12 protein-coding genes, 1 tRNA gene and 2 pseudogenes are annotated in these 12,514 nt (G+C 67.4%); 6 read left to right on the plus strand and 9 right to left on the minus strand.

The window, feature by feature from the left end; translation table 11 throughout:
* The first annotated feature begins 147 nt into the window (after positions 1 to 147).
* Entirely contained in the window at positions 148 to 1,182 is a 1,035-nt protein-coding gene (locus ACH4SI_RS32340) for a hypothetical protein (protein ID WP_398301975.1), read from the plus strand.
* 350 nt (positions 1,183 to 1,532) lie between these two features.
* Here ACH4SI_RS32340 and ACH4SI_RS32345 read toward each other — a convergent pair.
* Positions 1,533 to 1,667 (minus strand): annotated as a pseudogene (locus ACH4SI_RS32345) (IS701 family transposase); the annotation flags it as partial.
* Between the two features lie 42 nt (positions 1,668 to 1,709).
* Between ACH4SI_RS32345 and ACH4SI_RS32350 the strand changes: the two are divergent.
* Positions 1,710 to 1,905, plus strand: a pseudogene (locus tag ACH4SI_RS32350) (IS701 family transposase); the annotation flags it as partial.
* A gap of 361 nt (positions 1,906 to 2,266) precedes the next feature.
* Here the strand turns inward: ACH4SI_RS32350 and ACH4SI_RS32355 are convergent.
* The 3 genes from ACH4SI_RS32355 to ACH4SI_RS32365 all read right to left on the minus strand — a co-directional run bounded on the left by ACH4SI_RS32355 (position 2,267) and on the right by ACH4SI_RS32365 (position 4,055).
* Positions 2,267 to 2,389 carry a hypothetical protein gene (locus tag ACH4SI_RS32355; RefSeq protein WP_398301977.1) on the minus strand — a complete coding sequence of 41 codons (123 nt, stop codon included), beginning with the start codon at positions 2,387 to 2,389 and terminating at the stop codon, positions 2,267 to 2,269.
* Between the two features lie 589 nt (positions 2,390 to 2,978).
* A complete protein-coding gene (locus ACH4SI_RS32360) occupies positions 2,979 to 3,182 on the minus strand; it encodes a hypothetical protein (RefSeq protein ID WP_398301979.1) in 204 nt (67 codons plus the stop codon).
* 796 nt (positions 3,183 to 3,978) lie between these two features.
* Positions 3,979 to 4,055 (minus strand) — tRNA-Met (locus ACH4SI_RS32365).
* Between the two features lie 526 nt (positions 4,056 to 4,581).
* Here ACH4SI_RS32365 and ACH4SI_RS32370 point away from each other — a divergent pair.
* The 4 genes from ACH4SI_RS32370 (at position 4,582) to ACH4SI_RS32385 (ending at position 8,564) form a co-directional block, all read left to right on the plus strand.
* Positions 4,582 to 5,214 (plus strand): hypothetical protein, encoded by a 633-nt coding sequence (locus ACH4SI_RS32370; protein ID WP_398301981.1) that lies wholly within the window; start codon positions 4,582 to 4,584, stop codon positions 5,212 to 5,214.
* A gap of 639 nt (positions 5,215 to 5,853) precedes the next feature.
* Positions 5,854 to 6,513 (plus strand): TerD family protein, encoded by a 660-nt coding sequence (locus ACH4SI_RS32375; protein ID WP_398301983.1) that lies wholly within the window; start codon positions 5,854 to 5,856, stop codon positions 6,511 to 6,513.
* A 288-nt stretch (positions 6,514 to 6,801) separates the two neighbouring features.
* Positions 6,802 to 7,776, plus strand: a complete 975-nt coding sequence (locus ACH4SI_RS32380; protein ID WP_398301985.1) for a hypothetical protein — start codon at positions 6,802 to 6,804, stop codon at positions 7,774 to 7,776.
* Between the two features lie 593 nt (positions 7,777 to 8,369).
* Positions 8,370 to 8,564 (plus strand): hypothetical protein, encoded by a 195-nt coding sequence (locus ACH4SI_RS32385; RefSeq protein ID WP_398301987.1) that lies wholly within the window; start codon positions 8,370 to 8,372, stop codon positions 8,562 to 8,564.
* Positions 8,565 to 8,740: 176 nt separating this feature from the next.
* Here the strand turns inward: ACH4SI_RS32385 and ACH4SI_RS32390 are convergent, their stop codons facing one another.
* The 5 genes from ACH4SI_RS32390 to ACH4SI_RS32410 form a co-directional block, all read right to left on the minus strand.
* Positions 8,741 to 9,562 (minus strand): helix-turn-helix domain-containing protein, encoded by an 822-nt coding sequence (locus ACH4SI_RS32390; protein WP_398301989.1) that lies wholly within the window; start codon positions 9,560 to 9,562, stop codon positions 8,741 to 8,743.
* A gap of 10 nt (positions 9,563 to 9,572) precedes the next feature.
* Positions 9,573 to 9,755 (minus strand): hypothetical protein, encoded by a 183-nt coding sequence (locus ACH4SI_RS32395; RefSeq protein WP_398301991.1) that lies wholly within the window; start codon positions 9,753 to 9,755, stop codon positions 9,573 to 9,575.
* A gap of 1,000 nt (positions 9,756 to 10,755) precedes the next feature.
* A complete protein-coding gene (locus tag ACH4SI_RS32400; protein ID WP_398301993.1) occupies positions 10,756 to 11,124 on the minus strand; it encodes a hypothetical protein in 369 nt (122 codons plus the stop codon).
* Positions 11,125 to 11,273: 149 nt separating this feature from the next.
* A complete protein-coding gene (locus ACH4SI_RS32405; RefSeq protein WP_398301995.1) occupies positions 11,274 to 11,495 on the minus strand; it encodes a hypothetical protein in 222 nt (73 codons plus the stop codon).
* Positions 11,496 to 11,618: 123 nt separating this feature from the next.
* The gene (locus ACH4SI_RS32410; RefSeq protein WP_398301997.1) at positions 11,619 to 12,389 is read right to left on the minus strand and encodes an RNA polymerase sigma factor; all 771 of its coding nucleotides are present in this window, start codon (positions 12,387 to 12,389) and stop codon (positions 11,619 to 11,621) included.
* Positions 12,390 to 12,514: the final 125 nt, after the last annotated feature.

The following is a 12,514-nucleotide window of genomic DNA, read 5'->3' on the forward strand; positions in this document are numbered from 1 at the left end:
CTTCTGCACTATCTGCGCCGGTGCGGAGCGGTCTCGACCGGCTCTGCAAGAGTGCGGGGGTCTGCACCACGGGTGCGGCCGACCTCCGCCCCGACAGCCCCGGGAACGGGGCGTTATCAACCACTGCGGACCGAACAGGAGGACCCGATGAGGCTCTCCCCCACCGACTTCGCGGTGCGGCGCACCTGGACCGTGGAACTGCGCCCCCAGCCGGGCGGACCGATGCTGGCCTGCTCCCAGTGCCCGCCCCAACCGCACCCTGTCGCAGCGATCTCGGCACGATCAGTCGCGCTGGCCCATCTGTCCCGGCACGCCCATGAGAACGCCGTACCGGATCATCTGCGCACCTGCCAGTGTCAGGCCCGCGGCTGCCACTGGCACCCACGCCACCGCGGCTGCGCAGGCTCCGTCCTCCTGGTCCTGACGGGCGACCGAAGCGGGCGCCGATGGCGCCTGGCCGATGCCTGCGCTGCCTGCGCCGCCGCCACCGAACAGGCATCCGTGGTCCCGAATATCCTTGTCACCGCTCCCCCGGCGGCATGCTGTGCCCGGATCAACGGTCCGCGGAGGCCTTACACTCCCGGACCACAGGAGCAGGTGCGGGTGCGGGAGATGCTCACCTACCTCGGTGCCGCGCTCCCCCGGTTCTCCTCGCCCACCGCCCGGCTTCTGGCCGTGCAATGCGCACTGCGTGCCGATGCCGGCGGCCGGGTCCGCCTGCCGGCCGGCCTGTTGCGCAGCATGCGGCTGGCCGGATACGCCGCGCCCTGGCACGAACTCACCCACGCCGGGTGGCTGAGCTGCCTCTCCCCCACCGCACGGCGGACATACGGCGGCGTTGTGGCACAGCTGCTGGATGCGGCCGTCCTTGACCAGGCCCCTCCCCGCCGCGCTCGCGCCCGAGCCGCCCACTGGGCCCTGCACCCGACCCCACTCGCGGCCACGCGCGAGGCGCCGCCTGCGGTGCAGCTCACCACGCTGACGCTGGCCGTGCATACCTCAGGCCGGTCGGGCAGCGTGGAGGTGGACCTGCTCACCCGCCTGTGCGGGCTCTCCCTGGGGCAGGTGGAAGAGCTGCTCGACCGTCTCGTCCGCGCACGCCTCCTGGACGGCTGGCAACGCTTTGCGGAGGCCGGTGAGCTGCGTTGGCATCTGCCCCCAGAGCCACCCCCTGACGCATGACCGGCCCCGCCTGCCGAGCCGGCGGCCACAAGCACCGAGGTTGTCAAAGGACATGCCCCTAGTACTCCAGTCGCAGTTCTCCATTTTCGCTGATCACAGCGCCTTCTTCGAGCGTAGTGGGTTGGCGGGTGGTCATGGCGGCGGTGGTTCGTGACTCACCCAATCGGGGTGCGTGCAGCGTTGATAGTGGAAGTGGCGGGCGACGGCTTGGTGGTGTCGTCTCCAGTACGACCAGCAGAGCCTGTGTTCGGGCCGCAGTAGGTGGGCTGCTGGGAGATGAGCAAGATCCATGAGCCGTCGCACTTCTGCCAGGGGGAAGGAAACGAGGCTGCTTGGACCGTTTCTCCGGCCCCCCTTTCAACGGAGTGGGCGACCATCGCGGCGAGGAAACAGTGGGCGAGCATGGCCAGGGTGATGTGCCGGTACCAGCCCGGATACCGGCGGACCTCGTACGGGTCCAGGCCGCACTCGTTCTTCGCCGCCTGGTCGGGTAGGACCGCCGCATTGCTGCGGCGGTCCTACCCGACCAGAGTGCGAAGCAGGAATGCGGTCTGGACGACTACCAGGTCCGCCGCTATCCCGGCTGGCACCGCCACATGACACTGGCCATGGCGACCCCACACCTGCCTGATCGTCCTGCGGGCCCGACAGCTGGAGAAGGACAAAGCAGAATCGGACCCTCCCAGCTCCTCCACCTCAGCCTCGCTGGAATGCGACGCCTGATCACCCGCCTCACGGCCGCCAGCCAGCCCCGATCCAGCACACCCTGCAATGGTCAACCTGGCGCCGACGACGCCAATATCAGACCCGCCTGAGTCACTACAGACGACGCGGAGCCGAGTATGGTGTCCACCGCTGGCATGGGTCGAGGGCCGTCCGGAGTGGAAGGCCCCGACCCTCTTTGAAAACAGTTCTGGCAGCCAGGTCCCGACGCGGTCTTGGCATCGTGCGGGTGCGCCCGTCGCGATGCGCGGGTGTCCGCTTCGGCACCCCTGGTTGCCATGCAGCGGCCTGCCCCAACGACGCTGGGGTCTGCCAAGCCCCTCCCTGGCACCCGGCCTGCGGGAACGGCTGGGCAGGGCGGTCAGGAGAAGGCTGGTACCAGGGGCGCTTCCGTTTTGGCGCGGACCTCCTCTTCGCTCACGTCCTCGGCGAGTTCGCGGAGGAGCAGGCCGTGTTCGGTGACGAACACTCCTGTCGGTGGCATCCCCGGCACCGAGGCTGCGACGGCCCTCTGGTGCTACTCCTCCCCTGCGATCACAGTGGCGGACTCTGGCGCCTGGCTGACACCTGCCAGGCCTGTGCCACCGTCACTCCGCACTCGGCAGCAGCCCCCGAGCCTTATCGCACCCCCCGCTACCAGCGGCCCTGGTTCCTCCGGGCTTCTTCCCGGAAGCAGCATGAGCCGCGAAAACGTCGAGTACCACCTCTGGGGGACTGACGAACTGCACATTCTCTTCTGACCAGGGCCCTGCTCTCCCCCATTGGTCGTCCGCGTCTTCGGATATGGCCTGCTACGACACGAGCCGGAGAAGAAGGAAGAGCACCAGCAGGGTTCCCAGAGCAGCTGCGGCGATCTGCCAGGTTCGCTGCTGCGAGGGCAGAACCAGTACCTGAGGGGAGGTGTCCGTCCGTGGGGAAGACGTAGTAGACCCTGTGCGGGTGCTGGGGCACCTCGACGCGAGCCAGCCACAGGTGCTTGAAGGTGGCCTTGCGCTCGATCTCGCCTTCGTGGGGCGTGAGATACGGCTGTGCGAAGTTTCGGAATTCGTCAGCCAGGTTCTCGGGGAGGGTGTCTACTCCGGCCGGTCCGACAGGTCGATGGAGCCGTAGTGCAGCCGCTCATCCTGCATACGGGTCTCGATGCACCGCACGATCTGGCCCTCCAGGAGCAGGTGCCAGGTGACTTTCGCAGTGTCCGGCAGTCCCAACTTCATACCGTCACCGCGCTCTTCGAGGCATCGCCGTACCGCTTCCAGGACGTCCTTGTCGTTCAGCACGCTGCTCCCCTGCCCTCGGGCTCCGGCGTCCCCTTTCTCCGGCTGCGGCCAGCGCCGGAGACGGATCCCATACCGGGACAGTAGCGAACCAGCCGCCTGGTTGCGGGGCATTCCCCGCAGTCCCCCCAATGGCCTGCGTCACCGCCCGGGCCGGAACAGCCTTTCTGCGCTGAGGTGATGTCCGCCGGCACAGGCCTCGCCACGGCGGGGCCGCGAGGTGCCAGTCCGGTCAACGCCATCGAGTGGAGAGGCTGCGCGTGACCTCGCCGAGCTCGGCCTCGTAGGTGATGAAGTCGACGATGACTCGAGCGGGGTCCGGGCGGAACAGCCGCTGTCGGCACGCTCATCCGTAGGACGACTGTGCCGTTCGCCTAGGGAGTGTCTTGTTGCCGTGGTCCCGGCCTCGGGTCGGCAACAGTGAAAGCCCGAGCCCTTCGGCCGGGGATCCATGCACGGTTGTTACGGTCAACTCCGTTCCGATGATGGCCCAGACGTCGCACGTACCTGGCCCGGCAAGCCTGCCCACCGTGGCCGACTCGGAGATAGAGCGGTGAGGCATGCGCAAGAGCGGCCAGCCAGCAGGGTCAAGTCTCGCTGCTGGAGAGATGCGGCAAATACGGCGTGCTGGCGCTCGGCGTACGCGCCGTTTCGCCAGCATCTGGTCTCGGGACCTGCACCATGGCTGTGCCTGGTCCCGCCGCTGCACCACGTCGGGTCGCCACGGGGGCGGCTCCGTAGGGTAACGCCCGGAAGCGCAACCGGCCCCCTCGACATGGCGTCGAGAGGGCCGGTGCGCTGGTAGCGGGGACAGGATTTGAACCTGCGACCTCTGGGTTATGAGCCCAGCGAGCTACCGAGCTGCTCCACCCCGCGTCGGTCCGCCCACCCTACACGGCGCGGGCGAAGGGGTTCGACGTACTCCACACCCCCGGTGTTCAGTGCGGGAGCACCTCCCTGGCTCTGGCAGCCTGACGGATACAGCCGAATCAAAGAGCCGAACTCAACTACTCATGAAGCGGACGGCATGGGCCGACGTCAGAAAATCCTCTTCGCACGCCTCAGGTGTGCAACGCGGCTGTGCCGCCACCCGAGTCGTGCAAGCGCCTGTGTGGATGGGCCCTGGTGTCCAGTGCCGGAGAGGAAGGCAACCTGCGGAGCAGGCCAGCCGTTATGCCGTCACAGGTGCGCGCTGACCATCACCAGACTTCGGATGCGCTGCGTCTGGCGTCGCACGGCGGAGCAAACCACATGCCCTTTCCGTACATCACTACGACATTGCCGGGCGGGAGTACCTGCTCCTACACACGTGACAGCATGCCCTGACAGCACACGCATGAGATTCGCACACGCCGCGAGCTTCGCTCCGTCGGCCGTGGCACCCGGAAAGGGATGTAAACACATGTCGAAAACCACTGCGCCGCCCACCCAGTTGACCTCGGAGTACAGCACGAAGGTGGCGGATGACCTTGACCTCAACCGTAAGGAACAGGAACGAATCAGCGGTGAAATCGAAGGGCTGAAGGCACAGTTGGTCGCTCTGGAGCAAGACCACACCGTCCTGGTGAACGTCCAGCAGGCCCTCGGGGCGTCGGCAGCACCCGCTGCATCCAAGTCCAGCACCGCGGTGCCCGCAGCCCGCAAGAAGAAGACTGCCGCGTCGAAGGCCGGCAAGCAGCCGCAGGCAAGGAAGTCCACCACCCCGGCTCCCAAGCAGTCCCGCAAGAAGAACGCGCCTGAGGCATCCGTCGTACCGTCGGCCCATCCCACCCTCGTCGATCTGGTCCGCGAGCACCTGACAGGCCAAGGCGAGCCGCGCTCCGCAGCCGAAATCACCTCCGCGCTCGACAAGCAGCACCCCGAGCGCAACGTCAAGACCACCGTCGTGCGCACCACGCTCGAAAACCTCGTGGCCAAGAACCAGGCCCAGCGCACCAAGCAGGGCGCGTCCGTCTTCTACACCGCCCCGGAAGCCACCGAAGCTGACACACAGAGCGAGTCGGCAGAGCAGCAAGCTGCAGGCTCTGACAGCTGAACCCTGACGGTGCCGTCGCCGATCTCGAACAAGCCGGCCGCCATGAGGTCGGGGCCGACGGCTCCCGGACCATTTCCTATGGGCAGCGGCCCGGCCGCTGAACAACGGCACCTTACCGACGTGGTGCCGCCCCGGTGGGCTCCCGAACGGCTGGCCGCCGCCGGGCGGCACCACACATCGGCGCAGACGTCTCCGGCGAAGGCAGCAGAAAGAGGTGTCGCCCTCGATGGCCTTCAGGGTGGCGTCCACGCGCTGTTCGACCTCTTCCTGGAAGCGGCGTGCGCCTCGCACATGTCCTCATCCTCGGAGAGATCGCGCCACAGCCGGGGCGTCGCCCAGATCTCTCCGATCAGGATGAAGCTCTCCAGCAGGTCGCCGAACCTGCGGCAGTGATCTGAGTCGGCGTGTGCAGGGGAGAATCAGCGGTTCTCCTGCGATGCCTGAACCAGCGGTCGCAGGGGGGCTTGGATGTGCGGTTCCTGATGCCGACTGGTCAAGTAGCGCACGCTGCTGGGATGTTCACCCAAGAGCGCGGCGGCTTCTTTGATGGGGTGGCCGAGGACGCAGTGGAGGAGAACAGCGTCGTATTGGCGTGGGCAGACGGCCGTGAGGACGGGGCGGCTGACGATTCGGATGCGGGTGGTGAACCACGACCAAGCGCAGGACGTGCCCTGGCCCGGCGAGGAAGCCGAAGGCTGGCCCATCTTCCAGCATGTTCTCGCCACATTCACCGGCACCGACCTGTCGGCGACCGCACCCCACCCTCCCACCGCCCCGCCTCTCAGCGAGGAAAACGGCATTCGGAAGCCGCTGGCCAAGGGCGCCAACACGGCTTTGGCCACTGAGCCGACGACGGTCCGCATCACTGCAACTGGGGCGCCAGTTGATGTGTCCGCTGTACTCCTCACCCGCAGCGGCAAGGTACGCAGCGACCAAGACCTCGTCTTCTACAACCACCCAAGCCACGGCGGAGTCCGCGTCGGAGGGGACACTGTCGTCGCTGAACTGAGTCTCATCCCCGACGACATCGCCTCCATCGCCATCATCGTGAGCATCGACCTCGAGGCCCAGTCCACGGCGGTCTTCGACCAGCACACCCTCTGGCAAGCAGACATCACCCAGCCGTCCGGATCCCGGCTGTCCTTCGTTCCCGGACACTTTGCCTCGGACGAGACCGTCACCATCGCGGTGGAGCTCTACCGCCATACGACCGGTTGGAAGGCCCGCGCTGTCGGACAGGGCTACGACACCGGCCTCGCGGGCCTGGTCACCGACTACGGCACCGACGTCGAGGCCTGACGGCCGGGCGGCCTGCCCGGAGGCGCCGCAGCACCTCGTGTGCGGGGGGGGGATGCGCAGCCCGAAAGCGCTGATGTCTCTGCTGGAGCCTCGTCCCTGCAGGCCTCCGGCAGAGGCATCAGCCCGCCTGTCCCTCACAGGGCGGTGCGCGAGCGTGTCCCCGGTGGCGCCGACGGGGCCCTCGACACGGCAAGACTGGAGCCCCCCGCTGCCGACGCTGCACGATGGCGGCCGTTTCGGCCACGCGTCACCGGTGGTCGTCCGGTCAGACGGTGGGAGGCTGGTGCCATGCCTATGCAGCCTTTCGCGTCCGATTGGGACCGCGTGACCATACAGCAAGCCGAGCAGTGGAACTGGCTTGCGGTCGAGATAGCCGAGATCCAGCGATGCGTCGAGGCAGGCGATCAGGCACACGACCGTCTTGCTCTCATCCTTCTTGACCACCTGGTTGAGGTCGTCGTCGGCCGTGAGGTCAACGCCCAGCTGGCTTTCCAGATCGCTGACAGCGTCATTGAGGAGATGCGCGAGTTCCGTGACAGCGGCGGAGAACTGGACGAGCGGCTGAGCCGACTGGTCGATGAGCACGTGGGACCGGATCGCCGTAAGGCTATGGACAACCATCTGCACGAAAAGACCAAGTTCCTGATGCAGAGGGGCGTGCTGACAGCCCATGAACGCGAAGTGCTCGACCGGCTGCACCAGTACCGCAACGCGGCATACCACCGAGACACGCTGGAGCCGGACCTGATCTCAGATCTTGTATTGGCCTATAGGGTTCTGGCCGACGAACTTGTCGGCCGGCACAAGCCAATCGCGTGGACGATGGCGTCGTCGGACCCAGCTCCCGCCGTGACGCCACAGCAGCTTCGGGGTCGACTCGTCGAAGGCGTCAACGTCGATGTCAAAGCGATGGCCCACCGATTCCACGATCACGCAGTGAAGCGTGTGCAAGCCGTCATCGCGGCCGTAGCCACCGCGCAGCAACTGTTGGGCGTCAACAGCTCCGGGGAAGCGGACGCCTCCCTCCTAGATGACGACATGGCCCGCATGCTGACCGGCCTCAGCCACGTATCCAAACACCTGCCGTCCTGGGCGAAACAGGCGGACAAATTGAAGTCCAAGACGTCGTCACTCACCGGACTGATGATTCCGTTCATCAACCTGGACCGAGACCTGAACCGCATCGAACCGTCCGTCAGGCGCCTCGACATGATCCTGGACTACTGGGAGCAGCGTCGGATCGATGAACTCCGGGGCAAGTAGCAGCGCCCCGACCGAACTCGCGTGCAGCCAGGCCGCCATCGCGCAGGACAGACTGATATCGCGCATATGCCAACTGGTCGGCACGCCGATGCTGCGGGGTCACCGTGCGCAGAAGGCGCTGGCCGCCTTGTTCGCGACACACGAGGACGAAGCACTGGATGTCCTGATGCGGCGGGTGGAAGCCTGGGAGAACGATCCTGCCCCCCCCCAGGGCCGAGTATGAACCACTGCCCTACCGCTGGAGCGCCGCGTTGGCCTTCGGACGCAGCCCCTGCCGCGGTGTGCTGCTGCGGCAGCTACGACAGTGGCTGGCAGCCGACCGTGACCACCCCTGGCACCGAGAACTGTATGGCGGGGATCTGTTCGCCTGTCGCCGACAACACCTGCGATGCCGACGTCCGCGAGGTGATAGCCGAAACCGTCCACAGCGGTGAGGATCGCCCGCGTCGCTCCCCTGCTGGCCCGCGCCCCTCGCGATCTGGTCTGGAAAGAGCCGCAGTTCATCACCGACCTGCTCCTCGCCGCAGCCCAGCATTCGCAAGAACTCTACCGGGAGGTGGGGCGCCAGCCCGTTCAGATCGGTCACCTCAGGAGTGAAAACGACCTCGCCCGGCCAGCCGTACCCACGCGATCTGGACCTGCGAGACCGGGCCGCGCAGGTCCGCGCGACACTGCCGCCCGGGTCTCCGCAAGAGCGCCTGTATGCCGCGCTGGAGGAGCACGCGAACACCGAGATCCACCGGGCACTCACCGAGGACCTCTACCTCGACCTCCGCCGACCATGGTGAGCCAGACGCATCGTCGTGACAGCGTCGACGCCGGAAGGCGCCACGACTACAGCCACCGTGGGCTCGGCGGTGCCCAGGGACGCCGCGTGGCAAAGGGTTCCGACGGGCCCGCCCAACGGGGACGGGCCCGCCCAACGGGCCTTGGCCGCTCATTCAAATCTGCGCACGCAACCCCACTACGCGCTGATCGCGGCGGCGGTACCGGGCGCCTTCTCCTCCTCCAGTGTGAAAAGCGGCTCCGTGTGCTCGACCACGCGACGGTAGGCCCGTAGGGGTCTGCCCCTCCTCACCGTCATCGCCGTCTTGTAGTCGAGGCCCCTGACCGTGGTCGCTGGCCAGTCGGCGCGGCGCGGGACGGGAGGAGTCGGCGACTTGGACCAGATGCCCTGATGACCGCCAGCGACCTCGGGTAGACCAGCCTCTCCTTCTTTCTCGAAACGCCAGGCTCGGCTCCACGCGTCTTCCCACGCCTTCCAGTCGTCCTCGGGCACCTCGCATGCCCGCAGGAAGGCCCGAAACTGATCCAGGCAGTGCGGCACGGCCTGCTTGTTCACCATGCGGTGTGCGCTGCTGCGCGGGAGTGCCCCGAAGCCGCCCGCCCGCTCCTCCATGACCCGCAGCGGCGGCCCGCCGGCGTTCTCGTACTGCTCGCGCATGGCTGCACTGAGATCCGCGAAGTCTCGTACGAGCGCAGGCGAGGGAGCGGGCTGGCGGCCGCGGCGGCCGTGGCTTCGGATGTGTTCCTGCCGCGCCCGTATCCACAGCCGCAGGGCCTCTTCGGCCAGCGCGTCGCATCCACGTGCGTATGCGAGCACTGACTGTCGCGGAGGCACGGAGCTGCCGGAGGCGACGCGTTGCAGCGTGGTGGCGTGGAGCCCTGCGCGCTCGGCCAACTGCCGGTAGTTCAACCCTGCGGAGCGACGCTGGTCGCGCAGCCACTGGGCCAGTTCGTGCAACGCCGCGTTGGCCGTCGTGATGTCCTTCTCGGTCCGTCCCATCGCCTCCTCCTCAGGCAGTCGCCAGGGCAGCCTTGAGCGCTGCCCTGACAGCCCGGAAGGAGAGCCGAGTGCTGAGCGCGATGACAGCGCCCGCGATGAGACCGGCGCCCGCGAGCAGCTGCAGGACCTCAGCGCAGGGCACTGCGGCGAGGGCCACGAGAACTGCGGAGAGACCGACGACGACGATGATCACGACTGCTTCAGGGGCGTTGAGACGGCGCGTGCCGTTCGGGCTGCCGTGCTCCGGACGTCGCTGCTGGCTCCAACTCGGTGCACTCCACAGGGCGGTTGCCGCCGCCCTTGGCGTGAGGTGGTGGACAAGATGGTGACACCTCGCAGCTGACAGCCGGTCCGCATGCAGGCACGGTCGGCGGTTTTGATGCGTCGCTGTCCCCGTCAGCCCGCAAGAAGCCGCAAGAGCCCGTTTGAATAAGTAGGACCAACTCAAAGCGCCTGGTCTGCGGCGCGACCAGGCCAGGGCATCGCTGACGGTAAACCGTGGTAGCGCGAATTGATGCGCGGGTGCCCCAATCGCTGTTGCGCCGCGTACGCACCGCTGTCACGATCCCCAGAGTGTACGAAGTTCGTACACCCTCTGCTGAGAAAGTCCCTGATGGCTGCTGGCTCCAACCGTTGATCACCAGGGCTTGAGGGATCCGTGTTGCCGCACGATCCCTACCGAAGACCGACGCCATGAACGTATGGCGTCGGTCTTCGCACGCGTACCCGGGGCCGTCACATGGGCAGGCATCCCCCATGTCGACGTACCTGCCCGTTCTGACCTTGCTCTACAGGTCAGGGGGGCAACAGTGCGCTGTTGCAGCGGCTGGCAGGCCGGGCGGTCGGCAGCTACCGCTGGTGCGGGATGGCGACCCGGGCCTCCGCCAGGACGATGCCGGTCGCCGGTTCGCGGTGCACAGGACCCCAGGCGGCGTCCCGCCGGCTGTGAAGCAACCTTCGGGCCTCGGGGGTTCGGGGGTGGTCGACAGCCCGCGGTCAGACAGCGGGCTGCCCAGGAGTCGGACGATCGCCGCGGTATCTCCGTCTCGCGGGGCTCTCCCGCCTCACCTATGGGTGAGGAACAGCCGCAGGAGAACAGCGTCGGGACCGCCGGCCTGTTTGCGGGCGGGACATGACGGTGGCCCCGACCGGCGAACCGGTCGGGGCCACCTGCAAGCAGTGTGCTGGCATCGTTACTTCGAGCGCTTCAAGGCCAACGCCAGAGCCCAGAAGCCGATGGCCGCGCTGAGCATGTCGGCCGCCTGCGCGTCGCCCGACACGAACATCACGATCGCGGCCCCGAAGGCGACGACACCCAGCCCGACAAGACCAGCCGGAGACGCATCGCGTGTCAGGGCCGCCGCGCGGCGGCCCATCTCGGCACGACGGACGCGGCGGAGACGGCGCAGGTGCGCGCGCCGGGCGCGACGCAGGCAGCGCACCGCACGGCGGGTTTCCTTCTTCTCCTCCGCGCGGCGGGCGAGCTCGTCCTTGGCGGCGAGCAGGTGGGCGTCGAGCTGGGTGCTCTGGTCATCGCCGTACGGCTGAGGCAAGCTGGTCATGGGCCGGGCTCCTTCTGGGTGCCGCCGCCCTTCTGCCGCTCCCCGGGGTAGGGCCCGATGAGTGACGGACGACGGTGTTGTGAACCGATACCGGACATGACTGAGCCGGGCTCCGAAATATCGGATCCCGGCTCTGTCTGTGGCCTACATCACGACATCAGCTGCGTGCTTTCCCCGAGCGGCTGCGGTGCAGACGTCGCCCGTCGTGCCACCGCCTCGTCCTTCACACGGCGTGCGGACGCCGGGCCGAAGGACAGCCTGGGCAGGACAGCGGTCAGCAGGCGGTCCCATGCACGGGTGATGATCCCGATGGCGGCCATCGCGAGAGCGACGAACGTCGCCCAGTGGTTTGTACCTCGATTGGTGTTCACGCTGTCTCCCATTCCATCCCCCGGCCCTACGTTGGACTGAGAAGCTGCTCGGCTTCCCACTCGAGCCCGTGAACCATGCGGGCGCACGCACAGCTCACGAGCTCGCGAAGGAGCCGACCCGCGTCAGTCAGTGACCGACTCGCTCGGACGGCCGGGGAGCTTCTCGAGGGGGGCGACCTCCATCCGGCTTCCCGGCACACGGGGCTTCTTCGGCGCGGGAGGCTTGTCCGAGTCCGCCCTTCCGAACCGGAACAGCACCTTGCGCTTCTGGGGCCTGAGCTTCTTCACCGCGGTGTACGTCGCCGACCTGACCGCACCCTCGGTGGTCCCCAGCATCTCGGCGACCTCCTTGGCGGTCAGGAGGTACGCCTTGTGAAGGACCACGGTCTCGGCTTCCAGCGGTGAGACAAGACCGTCCAGAGCCTTGGCCATCTCGCTCGCCTTGCGGTGAAGTTCGCGCATGCTCTCCGGCGTGGCCTCGGTCATGCCGTTTGCCATCCCGCGATTGCGGACCGCGCCGTCGACGTTCTCGACGAGGTCCTCGGTCCTGCGCTGCAGCCCCCGAATGTGGTCGATCAGCCGGTTCGTGCTGACCCGGTGCATCCATGCCCGCACGTTGCCCACCGGCTTCGGGTCCTCGGAGGTGAGGTACCTCCAGAGCTCGAGCAGCGTCTGCTGCGTGATGTCCTCGGCGTGTGGTCGCGCGACCGAACGCATGAGCATTACCTGAACCAGAGACTGAGAATCCACCGCCTCCTGCCACACCTTGGCGATCTCCGGCGACAGCACCTCCTCCGGCCGGACGCCCGCCGTGTACGCCGCCTCACGACGGTCCTGGTCCTTGTTCCGCCAGCCCCGACGCCCGCCCGCGCCGTTGGGGGATCGGTCAGCCATGCCGGCCATCCGCGCTCCTCTACGTGAAACCTCACCCCGGCCGGCTCATCCAGCACCGCACAGGGCCTCCAGGAACTCGACGTTCAGCGGAAGCCAAATGAAAGATCATCACCGAATTTTCTTCA

It is taken from the genome of Streptomyces sp. NPDC021212 (genome assembly GCF_044332925.1).
Taxonomy (GTDB): Bacteria; Actinomycetota; Actinomycetes; order Streptomycetales; family Streptomycetaceae; genus Streptomyces.

Bases quoted from the DNA above. Each gene is read 5' to 3' on its own strand.
- ACH4SI_RS32340 (WP_398301975.1), top strand. From the start codon at position 148: ATGAGGCTCTCCCCCACCGACTTCGCGGTGCGGCGCACCTGGACCGTG.
- ACH4SI_RS32355 (WP_398301977.1), bottom strand. From the start codon at position 2,389: ATGCCACCGACAGGAGTGTTCGTCACCGAACACGGCCTGCTCCTCCGC.
- ACH4SI_RS32370 (WP_398301981.1), top strand. From the start codon at position 4,582: ATGTCGAAAACCACTGCGCCGCCCACCCAGTTGACCTCGGAGTACAGC.
- ACH4SI_RS32380 (WP_398301985.1), top strand. From the start codon at position 6,802: ATGCCTATGCAGCCTTTCGCGTCCGATTGGGACCGCGTGACCATACAG.
- ACH4SI_RS32390 (WP_398301989.1), bottom strand. From the start codon at position 9,562: ATGGGACGGACCGAGAAGGACATCACGACGGCCAACGCGGCGTTGCAC.
- ACH4SI_RS32400 (WP_398301993.1), bottom strand. From the start codon at position 11,124: ATGACCAGCTTGCCTCAGCCGTACGGCGATGACCAGAGCACCCAGCTC.
- ACH4SI_RS32410 (WP_398301997.1), bottom strand. From the start codon at position 12,389: ATGGCTGACCGATCCCCCAACGGCGCGGGCGGGCGTCGGGGCTGGCGG.